Source organism: Saccharothrix tamanrassetensis (genome assembly GCF_014203665.1).
GTDB lineage: Bacteria > Actinomycetota > Actinomycetes > Mycobacteriales > Pseudonocardiaceae > Actinosynnema > Actinosynnema tamanrassetense.
Genome location: NZ_JACHJN010000003.1, coordinates 484,763 through 501,018 on the forward strand (window position 1 = coordinate 484,763; position 16,256 = coordinate 501,018).

Here is a 16,256-nt window from a genome sequence, read left to right on the forward strand (position 1 = left end):
CGTCAGGCACCTCCCTCGCGTTCCAGTCGGGCGCGGAGGGTGTTCAGGCAGCGTCCCCTGGTCGGGCCGATGCTGCCGCGCGGCATGGCGAGGGCCTCGGCCACGGCCCGGTACTCGGCCCGGCCGGCCAGCACGGTCAGCCGGAGCAGTTCCTGGCAGCGGCGGGGCAGGGCGGCGAACGCGCGCCACAGCCGGCGGTCGCGGTCGTCGCGCAGGGCCTCGGTCTCGGGCAGCCAGCGGGTGTCCGGGACGTCGACGGCGGAGTCGGACGACAGGGCCGCCCGGCCGTTGGCCTCGCGCCACGCCCGTTGGGCCTCCCGCCTGGTGGTGACGATGAGCCAGCCCGCCAGGGCGCGGGGTTCGGCGATCCGGTCCAGGTGCCGGAGCAGGCTCAGCCACACGGTCTGCACCACGTCCTCGGCCAGGGCCTGGTCCAGGCCGTTGCCCCGGGCCACGTGCCAGACCAGCGGGGTCAGCTCGGCGACCAGGGTGTCCAGTGCGGAACCGTCGCCGTCGCGGGCGGCGGTGAGCAGGGCGGCGTGCCGTTCCGGGGTGGTCGGGGTCGGGGAGCCCTGCGCGATGATCGCCGCCACGCCCAGGTCGTCCGCGTCGGGGTCGTCCGGGATGGCCTCGGTCAGCTCGGCGCGCAGCTCGTCCAGCCGCGGCTCCAGGCCCACCGGGTCCGCGGTCGGCCGGTCCGGGTCGTCGTCGGTCATGGTGTCCCCTTCCCGCGTCGTGAACCCCGCACCCGGCGCTCGGGGTTGCCGACCACCTCGCTGATCCTGGCCCGCGCGTCCGAGACGTACCGGCGCACGGACTCGCGCCTGCATCCCAGCACGTCGGCTGTCTCGTCGTCGTCGAAGTCCCAGAACCGCAGCACGAGCGCGGTGCGCAGCTGGTCGGGCAGCCGGGCGATGGCGGCGAGGGTGCTGGTCAGCTCGTGCCACGCCTCGGCCTCCCGGTGGCGCGGCACCAGGATCCGGGACCGCGCGATGACCTCGTCGGTCACCTCGCTGGGCCGTTCCAGCCGCCGGGACTGGTCGACCAGCAGGTTGCGGATGGTCTTGACCAGCCACGCCCGGCGGGCGGGCGGGCTGATCGACGGCCAGTGGCGCCAGGCGCTGACGAACGCCTCCTGCACCGCGGACTCGTGGTCCAGGTGCGGGGACATCACGGCGGCGAACCGGAACAGCCGGGTGCGCTCCCGGTGGTAGAAGTCGCTGAAGGCGGCCGCGTGGTCATCGGAGTCTCCCGGTGTCACGAACCCTCCCTCTGCTCACGTCCGCCAACCGGAAGACGGTCGCCGCGCGGGGTTGTGGATGCCGGTGGTTTCAGGCAACCCGGCGCGCGACCGCCCGCAGCAGCCGCACCCACGCCGACCAGCGCGCCGGACGGACGCGCTGAGCTGCGGCGACGGCGATGTTGTCGAACAGGTCCTCGATCAGCGCGTCGTGCAGCCACCGCACGGCGAGCGGCCACCACAGCCGCATCCACCCGTTCGGGTGACCTGTCAGCACGTGCCGCACCCCGCCCGGCACCACCTCCAGCACGTGCGTGCCGACCACGCCCAGGCTCGGCGCGAAGGCGAACTCCACCCGCCGGCCCGGCTCGTGGGCGGTGCACCGGTAGCGGACGAACCCGTGGCCGCCGTCCGCGCCGACGCCCAGCGGCCGGTCCAGCACCAGGGGCGGCCACCTGTCGGACGGCCACAGCTCGACCACGCGGTCCACCCACCCGTCGCCGGGCACCTGCCGCTCGTGCACGTTCCTGATCACGACAACCTCCATACGGTCCCGTATGGAACCCGACCATACGGTAGCGTACGGAGTCGTGAAGAAGCGCCGCACCAAAGACGACTGGACCGGGGTGGCGCTGCGCGCGCTGGCCGAGGGCGGGGTGGCGGCGGTGGCGGTGGAGCCGCTCGCGGTCCGGCTCGGGGCGACCAAGGGCAGCGCGTACTGGCACTTCCCCAACCGCGAGGCCCTGCTCAAGGCCACCCTCGAACGCTGGGAGCGCGAGCACACCGAGGCCGTGATCGACCGGGTGGAGGCCGAGCCCACCCCGGAGGGCAGGCTGCGACTGCTGTTCGGGGTGGTGCTGGAGGACGTCCGGGACAGCGCCGTCGAACTGGCCATGCTCGCCGCCAAGGACGACCCGGCGGTCGCCCCGGTGCTGCGCCGGGTGACCGACCGCCGCATCGGCTACCTGGAGGAGCTGTTCCGCGCGATGGGTTTCCCGGCCGAGACCGCGCAACACCGGGCCGTCCTCGCCTACTCCGTCTACTTGGGACAGGCGCAGCTGCTGTCCACCACTCCGCACGTGGTCATCGCCCGCCGCGCCCTGCTGGAGGACACGCTGGCCGCCGTGATGACCCGTGCCTGAGCCGTTCCGCCTCGACGTCCGGGTCAAGCCAGGTGCGCGGCGGGAAGCCGTGGGCGGCCGGTGGAACGGCACGGCGTTGGTCGTCGCGGTGGCCGCGCCCGCCGTGGAGGGCAAGGCGAACGAGGCGGTGCGCAAGGCGTTGGCCGCGGCGTTCGGGGTGCGCAAGCAGGACGTGCGGGTGGTGCACGGCGAACGTGGCCGGGACAAGGTCGTGCAGGTCGATCCCGCCCCGGCGGATGCGCGGGAGCGGTTGGAGCGGTTGCTGGGCGGCTAGCGCCCGGACGGCGTGGGCGCCCGCGTCGGCGTCGCGGTCGGATAGTCCTCTGTGGACAGTGGGTTCACGCGGCACGTCGAGCCGGTGCCGTCGTCGTCGACCCCCGGCCCCGCACGGTCGGCGGTAGCCGCGATCGACCGGTGATGCCGCGCTGCCGGTGACGCCGCGCTGCCGTGACGCGGTGGCGCCGGTGGGCGCCGTGACACCGTGGTGAGTGCCGGATTAGTCCAAATCGGTGTCGCCAGGGGAGAATGACCACCACCGGGTGAACAACGGGAGGTCGAGTGGGTGGTGTGACTGCCGTCCTCGGCATCGGCGCCGCGGTTCTGCTGCTTTCGGTCATCGCGGTGCGGTTGTCGACCCGGTTGGGTCTGCCCTCGCTCCTGCTGTACCTGGGCATCGGCGTGCTGCTGGGCGAGGCCGTGCTGGGCATCCAGTTCGAGGACGCCGACCTCACCCGCTCGCTGGGCACGGCGGCGCTCGTGCTGATCCTCACCGAGGGCGGCCTGACCACCCGGTGGTCGGCGGTGAAACCCTCGCTGGGGCTGGGCATCGCACTGTCCACAGTGTCCGTGGCGGTGAGCATCGGGGTGACCGGCCTGGCGCTGCACCACCTGCTGGGCCTGGACTGGCGCACCGCGCTGCTGTGGGGCGCGGTGCTGTCGTCCACGGACGCGGCGGCGGTGTTCAGCGTGCTGCGCGGGGTCGGCGTGGGCAAGCGGCTGATCGGACCGCTGGAGCTGGAGTCCGGCATCAACGACGCCCCGGTGTACATCGCGGTCGTGCTGCTGGCCTCACCCGATCCGATCACGTGGACCGCGCCGCTGCTGATGGCCTACGAACTGGTCGCGGGTGCCGCGGTCGGGATCGCGCTGGGGTGGCTCGGCGGGTTCGCGCTGCGGCGGGCCGCGCTGCCGTCGACCGGCCTGTACCCGTTGGCGACGGTCGCGGTGTGCCTGCTGGCCTACACGGCCGGTGACCTGGCGCACGCGTCCGGCTTCCTCGCCGTCTACACCGCCGCGCTGGTGCTGGGCAACGCCCGGCTGCCGCACCGGGCGGACACGCTGTCGTTCGCCGAGGGCCTGGGGTGGCTCGCCCAGATCGGGCTGTTCGTGCTGCTGGGCCTGTACGCCTCGCCCGGTCGGCTGCTGGAGGCGCTGGTGCCCGCCCTGGTGGCGGGCGCGGTGCTGGTGCTGCTGGCCCGGCCGTTGTCGGTGGCGGTCGCGGCGCTGCCGTTCAAGGTGCCGTGGCGCGAGCAGGTGTTCATCTCGTGGTCGGGGCTGCGGGGCGCGGTGCCGATCGTGTTCGCGCTGATCCCGTTGATCCAGCAGGTGCCCGGCGCACGGCAGCTGGTGGACGCGGTGTTCGTGCTGGTCATCGTGCTGACCGTGGTGCAGGGCACCTCGTTGCCGTGGCTGGCGCGGTGGCTGAAGCTCGTGCGGTCCGGGGAGGCCCAGGAGGTCGAGGTCGACTCGTCGGTGTTGGACGAGCTGGGCGCCGAGCTGTTGCAGGTGCGCATCCAGCGCGGTTCCAAGCTGCACGGCGTCTACCTGTCCGAGCTGCGGCTGCCGCCGGGGGCTTCGGTGAGCCTGGTGGTGCGCGCGGACCAGGGGTTCACGCCGCAGCCGACGACCCGGTTGCAGGAGCACGACCAGATGCTGGTCGTCTGCACGGACACCGCGCGGACCGCGACCGAGCACCGCATCCGGGCGGTGGACCGGGCCGGGCGGTTCGCCCGCTGGAAGGGCGACGCCGGGCTGCCGTGACCACCGGGCTCCCGGGCGTCGACGTGACCCGACGGGCGCGGCGTTCACCAGGCGGAACGCCGCCCGGTGATCACCGGGCTCCCAGGATGTGAACGCCACTCGACCGGACCGGTGGGTGTCGGCTAACTTCGGTGACGAGGTCATGAGTGCCAGCGCGAAGCTCGGGCTAGCTGGCCGGCAACCCTCCTACCGCGGTGGGGTGCCCCCGATGAGGACCTGGCCTGGCGCGTAGGGCGTCGGGCAAGCGCGGGCCTCCTCTGCCACGGAGTCCGCCGGACCCGTCGGAGGTTGACGTGACCGTCGCAGTTCCCGGATCCATCGCCGCCCTGCCCCGCGTCGTCGGCGCCGCGCTGCGCGTGCCGCTGGTCACCGGGGAGCGCGTCGAGTACGCGAACCTGGACCACGCCGCCAGCGCGCCCTGCCTGGAGCAGGTCCGGGACGCCGTGGACGAGCTGCTGCCCTGGTACGCGAGCGTGCACCGGGGCGCGGGTTTCGCCTCGCAGGTGTCCACCCGCGTCTACGAGCAGGCCCGCGACTCGGTGCGCCGGTTCCTCGGCGCCCGGTCGACCGACACCGTGGTGTTCACCCGCAACACCACCGACTCGCTGAACCTGCTGGCCCGCAGCCTGCCCCGGCACACGTCCGTGGTGCTGTTCGACACCGAGCACCACGCCGCGCTGCTGCCGTGGCGCGGACCGCACGTGCGGCGGCTGCGCACCCCCGGCACGCCCGCCGAGGCGGTGCTGGAGCTGGACCGCGCGCTGCGCGCCACGCCGGAGGGCCCGCGCCTGGTCGTGGTCACCGGCGCGTCGAACGTGACCGGCGAGGTGTGGCCGGTGGCGGAGCTGGCGGCGGTGGCCCGCCGGCACGGGGCGCGGGTCGCGCTGGACGCGGCGCAACTGGCCCCGCACCGCCCGGTGGACCTGCGGGCGCTGGACGTGGACTACGCGGTGCTGTCCGGGCACAAGGTCTACGCCCCGTTCGGCACGGGCGTGCTGGTGGGCCGGTCGGACTGGTTGCAGGCCGCCGAGCCGTACCTGGTCGGCGGCGGCGCGACCGCGCGGGTCACCGACCACGGCGACCGGCTGGGGGTGGCGTGGTCGGCGGTGCCCGAGCGGCACGAGGCCGGGTCGCCGAACGTGGTGGGCGTGCACGCCCTCGCGGTGGCGTGCGACGTGCTGGGACGTCACTGGGAGCAGACCGTCGCGCACGAGCGCGAACTGCTGTCCCGGCTGCGGGCCGGGCTCGCGACCGTTCCCGGTGTGCACGAGCTGTCGCTGTTCGGCAGCGGGCACGACCGGGTGGGCGTGGTGAGCTTCGTGGTCGGTGGCCAGGACGTCGGGTTCCTCGCGGCGGCGCTGTCCGCCGAGCACGGCATCGGGGTGCGGGACGGGGCGTTCTGCGCGCACGTGGCCGTGCACCGGCTCGCCGACGGCGACCGGGCGCTGCGGGCGTCGCTGGGCCTGGGCTCCACGGTGGAGCACGTGGACCGGTTCGTGGCGGCGCTGCGGTCGCTGGTGACCGAGGGTTCGCGGTGCGACTACGAGATCGTCGACGGCCGCTGGGTGCCGGAGAACGACCAGCGGGCGCTCCCGCCGTTCCTGCGCTGACGCGATGCTGGACAATGGCCCGGTGAGCACTGGATCCAACACCGGGCCGAACCGCGAGTCGGACGTCGAGCCGGACGTCCCGGCGGGGGCTTCGGCGGCCGTTTCGGCGGGCAGCCCGGAGGGGGCTTCGGCGGACCTCCCGGCGGACGTCCCGGCGGGGGCGTCGGCGGACGTCCCGGCCGACGCGGCGCAGCCGGCGCCCAAGCGGCGGGTGGCGCTGCTGGCGGCGATCGCCCCGGTGGTGCTGGCGCTCGACATCGTCACCAAGGTCGTCGCGGTGCGGACCCTGGAGGGCCAGGAGCCGGTCGAGCTGCTCGGCGGCCTGGTCTACCTGTCGTTCCTGCGCAACTCGGGTGCCGCGTTCGGCATGGCCGAGGGCTGGACGGTGATCCTCGCCCTGATCGCGTTCGGCGTGGTCGGGTTCATCCTGTGGATCGCCCGCAAGCTCCGCTCGGTCGGCTGGGCCATCGGCCTGGGGCTGGTGCTGGGCGGCGCGCTGGGCAACCTGGTGGACCGGGTGTTCCGGGGCCCCGGTCCGCTGCGGGGCCACGTCGTGGACTTCATCTCGGTGGTCGAGCCCTACGGCACGTTCTTCCCGGTGTTCAACGTCGCCGACTCCGGCATCTGCGTCGGTGGCGCGGTGATCGTGCTGATGGCGATCCTCCAGCGCGACTACGACGGCACGCGGGTGGAGAAGAAGTCCGCCCACGAGACCGGGCGGAAGTCCGCGGGGGAGAGCGCATGAGCGACTACCGGACGTTGCCGGTACCCGACGGCCTGGACGGGATGCGGGTGGACGCCGGGCTGGCGAAGCTCCTCGGCCTGTCCCGCACGGTGGTGGCGGCGCTCACCGAGTCCGGCGGCGTGGTGCTGGACGGGCACCCCGCCGGCAAGTCCGACCGGCTGGTCGCCGGGGCGTGGCTGGAGGTGACCCTGCCCGAGCCGGAACGGCCGGTGCAGGTGCAGGCCATCGCCGTGGCGGGGCTGGAGGTGCTGCACGAGGACGACGACATCATCGTGGTGGACAAGCCGGTCGGCGTGGCCGTGCACCCCAGCCCCGGCTGGACCGGCCCGACGGTGGTCGGCGGGCTGGCGGCGGCGGGCGTGCGGATCGCCACGTCGGGCGCGGCCGAACGGCAGGGCGTCGTGCACCGGCTGGACGTCGGCACCACCGGCGTGATGGTCGTGGCCAAGAGCGAGCACGCGTACTCGGTGCTGAAGCAGGCGTTCAAGGACCGGACCGTCGACAAGCTGTACCACGCGCTGGTGCAGGGGCACCCGGACCCGATCAAGGGCACCATCGACGCGCCGATCGACCGGCACCCCAAGCACGACTACAAGTTCGCCGTGATGGCCAACGGGAAGCCGAGCATCACCCACTACGAGGTGGTGGAGGCGTTCCGGGCGGCCTCGCTGCTGGACGTGCACCTGGAGACCGGTCGCACGCACCAGATCCGGGTGCACTTCTCGGCGCTGCGGCACCCGTGCGTCGGCGACCTGACCTACGGCGCGGACCCGGTGCTGGCCAAGCGGTTGGGCGTGGCGCGGCAGTGGCTGCACGCGCGGACGCTGGGTTTCCACCACCCGGCGGACGGTCGGTGGGTGGAGTTCACCAGCGAGTACCCGCAGGACCTGGCGGCGGCGCTGGAGCTGCTGCGCGCCGAGGGCTGACCGGCCGGCGGTGGTCGTCCGGCTGTGATCACCGGTCCGACCGTCAATGGTGGAACCCTCCCTCCCCGCGTCGTCTCCCACCGGCAGGTCGCGTTCGCGTAACGTTCATGACATCGGCCCGCTCGTATGGGGAGGTACGTGTGGTGTCAACGCACTTCGACGATCCGGATCGCACGCCGCCGCAGGGCATTCCGCGCATCGACCCGGTCGGGGGACGTCATGCCGCGCCGCACGGGCAGCGGCCCGGGGTGGTCGACGCGTGGAACGCGGCCGAGGCGCAGCACCGGGCCCGGCGGAATCAGACCGGACAGGCCGGGCCGCCGCGGGCCCGCCCGGCGGACCCCGATCCGCGGGTCCGCCCCGAACCGGCTGCCGGGTACGGAGGTCCGGAGCAGCGGGTTCGTCCGGACGGCCGGGCGCACGCGGACGAGACCGCCCACGACGACCGGTTCTCGCCCGCCGCGGCCGATCCGGACGGCTGGAGCGTCGCGCCGGCCGTGATCGGTGGCGAGCTGCCCGAAGCGCCCCCACCGCCGCCCCGCCCCGTGGCGCGGCAGCCCGAACCCGCGCCCGACCCGGCGGTGAAGCGCTCATTCCTCGGGAAGCTGTTCAAGCGGAACGGGTGACCTGCCTCATCCGAGTGCCTGGTTCGCCGGTCCCCGTCGTGAACCCGTCCTGCCGCGCATCCTGTGTGCCGTGGGTGCGCGCCGGTGGCCGGTCTAGTCGTCGACGGTCCAGACCAGGGTGTTGAGGTCGGTCTCCGGGCGGGAACTCCACCGGACGGAGGTCACGGAGGTGTTCTCGGGCAGCACGTAGACGGTGTGCCCGCCCGCCGTCTCGCCGGGCTGCACGCCGATCTTGTGCGGTGGCCGGGAGGACAGCGACACCGGGGCCTTGGTGATGGTCTCGCCGGTGCTCGTCATCAGCACCAGGTACATGTCGGGCAGTGCGTTGAACGTCACGGTGCCGATGTTGGCCAGCTCGGTGTGCACGACCACCGCGCGCTCGCCGGCGGCCAGCTTGTAGCCGGCGGCGGTGAACAGGAAGTCCGCCGGGTCGACCACTTCCACCAGCTGGATGGTGAAGCGGGCGCCTTCCAGGCCTTCGGTCTCCAGCGTGGAGCCGATCTTGCCGGTGCGGGACTTCGGCGCCGGGGCCTGGTCGCCGCGCGCCCAGCCGGAGGACTGCGGCGGGCCCCAGGTGCTCATCGGTTCGGGCGCCGGCACCGGGCCGGACTGCGCGGGGCCGGACTGCGCCGGGCCGGGGCCGGACGGGGGTTGCTGGGCCGGGAACGGGCCGCTGGGCGGGCCTTGCCGGTACGCGCCGGACGGTGTGCCGCGGACGCTGCCGGGGGCGGGCTGGTAGGGGCCGACGGGCGTGCCGCGGGTCTGGCCCTGGGGTCCGGTGTAGCTGCCCCAGGCCACGCTGTTGGCCAGCGCCTTGCGGATGCCGTTCGGGTCGCACTCGACGCCCACCAGCAGCGGCAGTCCGCTGCCGGACAGGGTGATCAGCCGGGTGGCGGCCTCGCGCGGGTCCATGCCCAGTCTCGCGGCGATCTCGTGCACGGCGGCCCGGCCCATCTCGGCGAGCATGGCCAGAAGACGGGCGTCGACGGGATCCGGCGCTACCACCCCCTGAACGCTACCCGCCTGGGGCGATCTTCGCGTCATCGCCCCGCCGTGCGGTGCCGCGGAAGCGCCGTGTCGGGTTCACCCCGCCGGGCGGGAGGTTATAGGGTCGGGAGTCTCTTGCCCGTGCCTTCCCACCGGGCATTTTCGATCTTCGAGGAGGCATGGTGGCGGACTCGTTTGTGCACCTCCACGTGCACACCGAGTACTCGATGCTCGACGGCGCGGCGAAGCTGAAGGACATGTTCGCCGAGTGCGAGCGCCTCGGCATGACCGCCGCCGCGATCACCGACCACGGCAACATGTACGGCGCCTACGACTTCTACCGGCAGGCGACCGCGGCCGGCATCAAGCCGGTGGTGGGCATCGAGGCGTACATGGCACCCGAGTCGCGGTTCAACAAGAAGCGCGTGCTGTGGGGCGACCCCGGCCAGAAGTCCGACGACGTGTCCGCCAGCGGCGCGTACACCCACCAGACGATCTGGGCCCGCACCAACGAGGGCCTGCACAACCTGATGAAGCTCGCCAGCCGCGCGTCCACCGAGGGCCAGCTGGGCAAGTGGGCGCGGATGGACGCGGAGCTGGTCGCCGAGCACGCCTCCGGGCTGATGGCGACCACCGGCTGCCCGTCCGGCGAGGTGCAGACCCGGTTGCGGCTCGGGCACGAGAAGGAGGCGCTGGAGGCCGCCGCGAAGTGGCGCGACATCTACGGCGCCGACAACTTCTTCGTCGAGCTGATGGACCACGGCATCGAGATCGAGAGCCGGGTCCGGGGCGGGCTGCTGGAGATCGGCAGGAAGCTGGGCATCCCGTTCGTGGTGACCAACGACTCGCACTACACCTACGCCGAGGACCGGGACGCGCACGACGCGCTGCTGTGCGTGCAGACCGGCAAGACGTTGCAGGACCCGAGCCGGTTCAAGTTCGACGGCTCGGGCTACTACCTGAAGTCGCCGGAGGAGATGCGGGCGATCGACTCGTCCGACGCCTGGCAGGAGGGGTGCCGCAACACGCTGCTGGTGGCGGAGAAGGTCGACACCACCGGCATGTTCGCGTTCCAGAACCTGATGCCGCGCTACCCGACGCCGGAGGGCCTGACCGAGGCCGACTACTTCCGCGAGGAGGTGTGGGCGGGTATGCGCCGGCGCTTCCCGGAGGGCGTGGACGAGGTCCACCGCAAGCAGGTCGAGTTCGAGATCGACGTCATCCTGCAGATGGGCTTCCCGTCGTACTTCCTGGTGGTGGCGGACTTCATCAACTGGGCCAAGGAGAACGGCATCCGGGTCGGCCCCGGCCGCGGTTCCGCCGCGGGCGCGCTGATCGCCTACGCGATGGGCATCACCGACCTGGACCCGCTGGCGCACGGCCTGATCTTCGAGCGGTTCCTGAACCCGGACCGGGTCAGCCCGCCCGACATCGACATCGACTTCGACGAGCGCCGGCGCGGCGACGTGATCCGGTACGTGACCGAGAAGTGGGGCTCGGACAAGGTCGCCCAGGTGATCACGTTCGGCACCATCAAGGCGAAGGCGGCCATCAAGGACTCCGCGCGGGTGCTGTACGGGCAGCCCGGCTACGCGGTGGCCGACCGGATCTCCAAGGCGATGCCGCCGCCGGTGATGGGCAAGGACATCCCGCTGTCGGGCGTGTTCGACGCGAAGCACAAGCGGTACTCGGAGGCCGCCGAGGTGCGCGCCCTGTACGAGACGGACCCGCAGGTCAAGGAGATCATCGACACCGGCCGGGGCCTGGAGGGCCTGATCCGCAACGCGGGCGTGCACGCCTGCGCGGTGATCATGTCCGCGGAACCGCTGATGGACCACATCCCGGTGTGGAAGCGGCCGCAGGACGGCTCCATCATCACCCAGTTCGACTACCCGACGTGCGAGACGCTCGGCCTGCTGAAGATGGACTTCCTGGGCCTGAGCAACCTCACCACGATCGACGACGCGCTGAAGAACATCGAGCTCAACGGCAAGGGCGCGGTCGACATCACGACGGTCCCGCTGGAGGACAAGAAGACCTACGAGCTGCTCGGCCGCGGCGACACGCTGGGCGTGTTCCAGCTCGACGGTGGCGCGCTGCGGGACCTGCTGCGGCTGATGCGGCCGGACAACTTCGAGGACGTCTCGGCCGTCATCGCCCTGTACCGACCCGGCCCGATGGGCGCGAACTCGCACACCAACTACGCGCTGCGCAAGAACAAGCAGCAGGAGATCGTGCCGATCCACAAGGAGCTGGAAGAGCCCTTGGCGGAGATCCTGGACACGACCTACGGCCTGATCGTGTACCAGGAGCAGGTCATGGCGATCGCGCGGAAGGTGGCGGGCTACTCGCTGGCCCAGGCGGACCTGCTGCGCCGGGCGATGGGCAAGAAGAAGAAGGAGATCCTCGACAAGGAGTTCGAGGGCTTCGAGAAGGGCATGCTGGCACAGGGCTTCTCGCCGGAGGCCATCAAGACCCTGTGGGACATCCTGGTCCCGTTCGCCGACTACGCGTTCAACAAGGCGCACTCCGCCGCGTACGGCCTGATCGCGTACTGGACCGCGTACCTCAAGGCGAACTACCCCGGCGAGTACATGGCCGCGCTGCTCACCACGAACTCCGACAACAAGGACAAGTCGGCGATCTACCTGGCGGAGTGCCGCCGGATGGGCATCACCGTGCTGCCGCCGGACGTCAACGAGTCGGAGCGCGAGTTCGTCGCGGTCGGCGACGACATCCGGTTCGGCCTGGGCGCGATCCGCAACGTCGGCGCGAACGTGGTCGAGGCGGTCATCAAGGCGCGCAAGGAGAAGGGCAAGTTCGCCGACTTCTCCGACTTCCTGAAGAAGGTCGACGCCACGGTCTGCAACAAGAAGGTCGTGGAATCGCTGATCAAGGCGGGCGCGTTCGACTCGCTGGGCCACCCGCGCAAGGGCCTGCACATGGTGCACGTCGAAGCGGTGGACGCGATCATGCTGACCAAGAAGGAGGAGGCGCGCGGCCAGTTCGACCTGTTCGGCGACGGCGGCGGCGACGACGGGGTGGGCAGCGTCTTCGACGTGAAGATCCCGGACGAGTACTGGGAGCCCAAGCACCAGCTGACGCTGGAGCGGGAGATGCTCGGCCTCTACGTGTCCGGTCACCCGCTCAACGGCGTGGAGCACGTGCTGGAGTCCTATTCGGACACCTCCATCGCGCGCATCCTGGAAGGCGACGTGCCGGACGGCACGCAGGTGACGCTGGGCGGCATCCTCGCGTCGGTGACGCGGCGGGTGAACAAGAACGGCGAGCCGTGGGCGTCGGCGCAGCTGGAGGACCTGGCCGGTGGCATCGAGGTGCTGTTCTTCCCGAAGAGCTACGTGATCCACGGCATGTCGGTCGCCGAGGACGCCATCGTGCTGGTGAAGGCGCGGGTGGCCAAGCGGGAGGACCGGATCTCGCTGATCGCCAACGACCTGGTGGTGCCGGACCTGTCGGAGCTGGGCGCGCAGGCGCTGAAGCTGAAGGTGGCGGCGTCGCGCTGCGACCCGAAGCTGGTGACGTCGTTGAAGGAGGTGCTGCGGGCGCACCCGGGGACGACCGAGGTGCACCTGAACCTGGTCATCAACGCGGGCCGCAACACGTTGCTGAAGCTGGACGACGCGCTGCGGGTCAGCCCGACGCCGTCGCTGATGGGTGACCTGAAGGCGCTGCTGGGTCCGGGCTGCCTGGGCTGACCCCCTTACCGCAGGCCGTTCTCGTAGGCGTAGATGACCATGTGGACGCGGGTGCGCAGGCCGAGTTTGGCCAGCACCCGCGCCACGTGGGTCTTGACGGTGCCTTCGCCGACGGTCAGCGCGCGGGCGATCTCGGCGTTGCTCAGGCCTTGTGCCACCAGGAGGAGCACCTCGCGCTCGCGCGGGGTGAGCCGGTCCAGGTCGGGCGCGGGTCGTGGGGCCGGTGCGGCGAACTCCCGGATCGTGCGGCGGGTGACCTGCGGGTCGATGAGGCCTTGGCCCTTCGCCGCCGCCCGGACCGCGTCCACCAGCAGTGCCGGGTCGCTGTCCTTGAGCACGAAGCCCACCGCGCCCGCCCGGAGCGCGCCGAACAGGTACTCGTCCAGGTCGAACGTGGTCAGCGCGACGACGGCGGGCGGCGGGTTGACCGACTCGGTGAGCCGGCGGATGGCCGCTATCCCGTCCAGGCGGGGCATCCGGAGGTCGAGCACCACCACGTCCACGCCCCGCCACCGGGCTTTGTCGACGGCTTCGGCGCCGTCGCCCGCCTCGTCCACCACCTCGATGTCCGGTTCGGCGTCCAGCACCAGGCGCAGCGCCCACCGCACCGGGGGCTGGTCGTCGGCGATCAGGGTGCGGATCACGGCGCTCCCAGCGGAAGTCGGGCTTCGACCAGCCGGCCGTGCGGTCGGGCCGCCGTGACCCGGAGCGTGCCGCCGAGCAGCCGGGTCCGTTCCCTCATGCCGCGCAGGCCCGCGCCCTCGGTTTCGGTGTACGGGGTCTTCCCGTCGTCCGCCACGGTGATGGTGACGCTGTGGCGGTCCTGGTGGACGGCCACGTCGATCCGGGTGGCGGCGGCGTGCTTCAGCGCGTTGGTCAGGGCTTCCTGCGCCAGGCGGTAGCCGGTGTGGTCGACCAGTGCGGGCAACGGGTCGGTCGACCCGGTCCGGGTCAGGGTGACCGGTCCGGGGCTGCGGTCGATCAGGGCGGGCAGGTCGGCGAGGGTGGCGCCGTTGTGCCGCAACACGTCCAGCACGCCGCGGACCTCGGCGAGCGCTGCGGCGGACGAGTCCGCGATGGACCCGAGCGCCTGCTCGGCGGCCGGGGGGAGGGCGTGCACCACGTGGCGCACCGCGTTGGCCTGCATGCGGATCGCGGTGAGGTGGTGGCCCACCGCGTCGTGCACCTCGCGGGCGATCCGGGCGTGTTCCTCGGCCACCACGCGGCGGGTTTCCTCGCGGTACAGGGATTCGGCCTGCTCGGCCCGTTCCCGGTGCAGCCGCAGGGCGTAGCCGACGGCCACCGGGGCGATGCCGAGCAGGATCAGGTCGGCGAACGTCGCCGCACCGTCCGGTTTCACCGCCAACAGCTTGAGGACCACCTGCCAGCCCACGGAGAGCAGCAGGACCGGCAGGGGATGGCGGTGGTAGGCGGCCGAGCCGAACGCGGCCACCGCGACGAGACTGCCGGGCCAGTCCGGGAGCGCGACCGCCCCGACGATCGTGGCCGCCGCCGACAGGACCGCCGCGGTGAGCGGAAGTCTGCGGCGCACGGCCAGCGGCGCGGCGACGCCGAGGGAAGCGGCGGCTCGGGCGGCCACATCGGACGGGTTCTCCAACAGTCCCAGACCCAGCACCACGGCCGCCGCCAGGACGGCGGACAACGCGTCCCGGCGGCGGTCCATGGCACCGTTGTACACGCGGTTCAGCAGCGCGCGCCCGGTGGCGGCAGTTCGCCCGTCCAGAGGTAGTGGTGCACGTGGTCGCGCACGCAACGGTTCCCGCGCAGGTACAGCGCGTGGTTTCCCTCTGTGGCAAGGTATCGCGCGCCGGGCAGTTGCGCGGCGACGTGTCGGCCGTGATCGGCGGGCGTCAGCGGATCGTTGTCACCGTTGGCGATCAGCACCGGCGGCAGGCCGTGGGCCCGGATCGGCTGTGGCGGGAAGAGCCCGACGCGGGGCAGGCCCGAGCAGTGCCCGGACACGTTCCACGCCTGCGTCGCCCAGCCCAGCCGTGGCGCGACGGTGTCGCGCAGTTCGGTCTCGACCCGTTCGAGACTCCGGTAGTCGTCGCGGAAGACGAAGTCCGAGCAGAGCGACGTGCGGGCGAGACTGGTATCGGGCAGTCCCGGTCGGCGGATCATCGCGGTCGCGTCGCCCTGGTCGGCCTGGGCGAGACCGGCCGCGAGCAACGCCCGGCTCCGGTCGTTGCCGATCCTCCCGGCGGCCCACGCCAGGATCTGCGTCGCGTCCACACCGGCCGTGCCGGGAGCGGGGATCGGCGCGCTGGCGAGCACCCGGTCCCACACCGCCACCAGGTCCTGGCCGTGCAGCGCACAGCCCGGGTCCGAAGCGCACCACTCGGCGAGCCGGTGCAGGTTGCGCTCGGCGGTGACCGCACCCGGCCGCGCCCAGTCCGCGAGGTCCCGCCGCGTGTGGTCGAGCACGCTGTCCAGGTACATCCGGCCCACGTGGCGGCCGAACAGGTCGGCGTAGGCCTGCCCGTAGACCGTGCCGTAGGAGTTGCCGAAGTAGTTGAGCTTCCGCTCTCCCAACGCTTCCCGGATCGCCTCCAGGTCGTGGGCGACCTGCCGGGCGTTCACCCGCAACGGCCCCGTGGCGGACGCGCAGTCCGCCGCGAACCGCGCGTTGGCCGTGGCGTAGGCGGCGTGGGCGTCCTCGGTCAACGGCGGTGTCACGGCGACGGGGTTCACCGTCGGGCACGTCACGCCGCTGCTCGCGCCGATGCCGCGCGGGTCGAACACCACGACGTCGAACCGTTCCGCCAGCTCCGCGAACTGCTCCCGGTACGACGGGAGGGCGAAGTTCCGCACCGCCGGGCCGGGCCCGCCGGGGTTGAGCACCAGGGTGCCCAGCCGGTCGCCGCGGGCGGGGATCTTCAGCAGCCCCAACGTGATCCGCTCCGCACGCGGACGCGACCAGTCGGCGGGCACGTCCACGTCGGCGCACCACAGGTCGTCGTGGCAGGTCCGCCAGCCGACGCGGTCCGGGGCGGCCGTGGCCCAGCCGGAGCCGGCGGTGAGCAGCCCGAGCACGCTCACCGCGCACATCATCCGTTTGATCACCATGTGCTCGATCGGACCAGGCGCAAAACCCCCGTGCGTCTGCCTTCCGACAGATATCGGACAGTCTTACTACTCCATCCGAGTGACGTTAGGCCGAAACGGGCACGCGGCCAATCCACCGGTCGTTGAGTAAACACGGT

15 protein-coding genes and 1 riboswitch are annotated in these 16,256 nt (G+C 72.3%); of the genes, 8 read left to right on the top strand and 7 right to left on the bottom strand.

Going from position 1 to position 16,256, the window contains the following annotated elements; all coding sequences use genetic code 11:
* Positions 1-2: 2 nt before the first annotated feature.
* The 3 genes from FHS29_RS11420 to FHS29_RS11430 all read right to left on the bottom strand — a co-directional run bounded on the left by FHS29_RS11420 (position 3) and on the right by FHS29_RS11430 (position 1,775).
* Positions 3-716: an RNA polymerase sigma factor gene (locus FHS29_RS11420; RefSeq protein WP_184690546.1), complete on the bottom strand. Its 714-nt coding sequence runs from the start codon at positions 714-716 to the stop codon at positions 3-5.
* Positions 713-1,261 carry an RNA polymerase sigma factor gene (locus tag FHS29_RS11425; protein WP_184690547.1) on the bottom strand — a complete coding sequence of 183 codons (549 nt, stop codon included), beginning with the start codon at positions 1,259-1,261 and terminating at the stop codon, positions 713-715. Before FHS29_RS11425 ends, FHS29_RS11420 begins: the two co-directional genes overlap by 4 nt.
* 70 nt (positions 1,262-1,331) lie before the next feature.
* Entirely contained in the window at positions 1,332-1,775 is a 444-nt protein-coding gene (locus FHS29_RS11430; protein WP_184690548.1) for an SRPBCC family protein, read from the bottom strand.
* Positions 1,776-1,830: 55 nt separating this feature from the next.
* Between FHS29_RS11430 and FHS29_RS11435 the strand changes: the two genes are divergently transcribed.
* The 7 genes from FHS29_RS11435 to FHS29_RS11465 all read left to right on the top strand — a co-directional run bounded on the left by FHS29_RS11435 (position 1,831) and on the right by FHS29_RS11465 (position 8,329).
* Complete coding sequence (locus FHS29_RS11435; protein ID WP_184690549.1) at positions 1,831-2,382, top strand: TetR/AcrR family transcriptional regulator; 552 nt, start codon at positions 1,831-1,833, stop codon at positions 2,380-2,382.
* Positions 2,375-2,656 (top strand): DUF167 domain-containing protein, encoded by a 282-nt coding sequence (locus FHS29_RS11440; RefSeq protein WP_184690550.1) that lies wholly within the window; start codon positions 2,375-2,377, stop codon positions 2,654-2,656. The genes FHS29_RS11435 and FHS29_RS11440 overlap by 8 nt, the downstream gene beginning before the upstream one ends.
* Positions 2,657-2,949: 293 nt before the next feature.
* Complete coding sequence (locus FHS29_RS11445) at positions 2,950-4,422, top strand: potassium/proton antiporter (RefSeq protein ID WP_376774408.1); 1,473 nt, start codon at positions 2,950-2,952, stop codon at positions 4,420-4,422.
* Positions 4,423-4,560: 138 nt separating this feature from the next.
* A riboswitch (SAM riboswitch) is annotated at positions 4,561-4,675 on the top strand.
* 40 nt (positions 4,676-4,715) lie between these two features.
* A complete protein-coding gene (locus FHS29_RS11450) occupies positions 4,716-6,032 on the top strand; it encodes an aminotransferase class V-fold PLP-dependent enzyme (protein ID WP_184690552.1) in 1,317 nt (438 codons plus the stop codon).
* Between the two features lie 22 nt (positions 6,033-6,054).
* The gene (gene lspA / locus FHS29_RS11455; RefSeq protein ID WP_376774409.1) at positions 6,055-6,777 is read left to right on the top strand and encodes a signal peptidase II; all 723 of its coding nucleotides are present in this window, start codon (positions 6,055-6,057) and stop codon (positions 6,775-6,777) included.
* Positions 6,774-7,703: an RluA family pseudouridine synthase gene (locus FHS29_RS11460; RefSeq protein ID WP_184690554.1), complete on the top strand. Its 930-nt coding sequence runs from the start codon at positions 6,774-6,776 to the stop codon at positions 7,701-7,703. The genes lspA and FHS29_RS11460 overlap by 4 nt, the downstream gene beginning before the upstream one ends.
* Before the next feature lie 143 nt (positions 7,704-7,846).
* Positions 7,847-8,329: a hypothetical protein gene (locus FHS29_RS11465; RefSeq protein WP_184690555.1), complete on the top strand. Its 483-nt coding sequence runs from the start codon at positions 7,847-7,849 to the stop codon at positions 8,327-8,329.
* Between the two features lie 93 nt (positions 8,330-8,422).
* Here FHS29_RS11465 and FHS29_RS11470 read toward each other — a convergent pair whose 3' ends face one another.
* The gene (locus FHS29_RS11470) at positions 8,423-9,334 is read right to left on the bottom strand and encodes an Lrp/AsnC family transcriptional regulator (protein ID WP_184690556.1); all 912 of its coding nucleotides are present in this window, start codon (positions 9,332-9,334) and stop codon (positions 8,423-8,425) included.
* Positions 9,335-9,495: 161 nt separating this feature from the next.
* On the opposite strand from FHS29_RS11470, the gene dnaE reads away from it, so the two are divergent.
* Positions 9,496-13,032: a DNA polymerase III subunit alpha gene (dnaE, locus tag FHS29_RS11475; RefSeq protein WP_221455756.1), complete on the top strand. Its 3,537-nt coding sequence runs from the start codon at positions 9,496-9,498 to the stop codon at positions 13,030-13,032.
* A 5-nt stretch (positions 13,033-13,037) separates the two neighbouring features.
* On the opposite strand, the gene FHS29_RS11480 is transcribed toward dnaE, so the two are convergent.
* The 3 genes from FHS29_RS11480 to FHS29_RS11490 are packed head-to-tail and all read right to left on the bottom strand — an operon-like array spanning position 13,038 to position 16,119.
* Positions 13,038-13,676 (bottom strand): response regulator, encoded by a 639-nt coding sequence (locus tag FHS29_RS11480; protein WP_184690558.1) that lies wholly within the window; start codon positions 13,674-13,676, stop codon positions 13,038-13,040.
* The gene (locus tag FHS29_RS11485; protein ID WP_184690559.1) at positions 13,673-14,716 is read right to left on the bottom strand and encodes a sensor histidine kinase; all 1,044 of its coding nucleotides are present in this window, start codon (positions 14,714-14,716) and stop codon (positions 13,673-13,675) included. Before FHS29_RS11485 ends, FHS29_RS11480 begins: the two co-directional genes overlap by 4 nt.
* 20 nt (positions 14,717-14,736) lie before the next feature.
* A complete protein-coding gene (locus FHS29_RS11490; protein WP_184690560.1) occupies positions 14,737-16,119 on the bottom strand; it encodes an alpha/beta fold hydrolase in 1,383 nt (460 codons plus the stop codon).
* Positions 16,120-16,256 lie beyond the last annotated feature (137 nt).

Coding starts and splice junctions, on each gene's coding strand:
- FHS29_RS11420 (WP_184690546.1), bottom strand. CDS start 716: ATGACCGACGACGACCCGGACCGGCCGACCGCGGACCCGGTGGGCCTG.
- FHS29_RS11460 (WP_184690554.1), top strand. CDS start 6,774: ATGAGCGACTACCGGACGTTGCCGGTACCCGACGGCCTGGACGGGATG.
- dnaE (WP_221455756.1), top strand. CDS start 9,496: ATGGTGGCGGACTCGTTTGTGCACCTCCACGTGCACACCGAGTACTCG.
- FHS29_RS11485 (WP_184690559.1), bottom strand. CDS start 14,716: ATGGACCGCCGCCGGGACGCGTTGTCCGCCGTCCTGGCGGCGGCCGTG.
- FHS29_RS11490 (WP_184690560.1), bottom strand. CDS start 16,119: ATGGTGATCAAACGGATGATGTGCGCGGTGAGCGTGCTCGGGCTGCTC.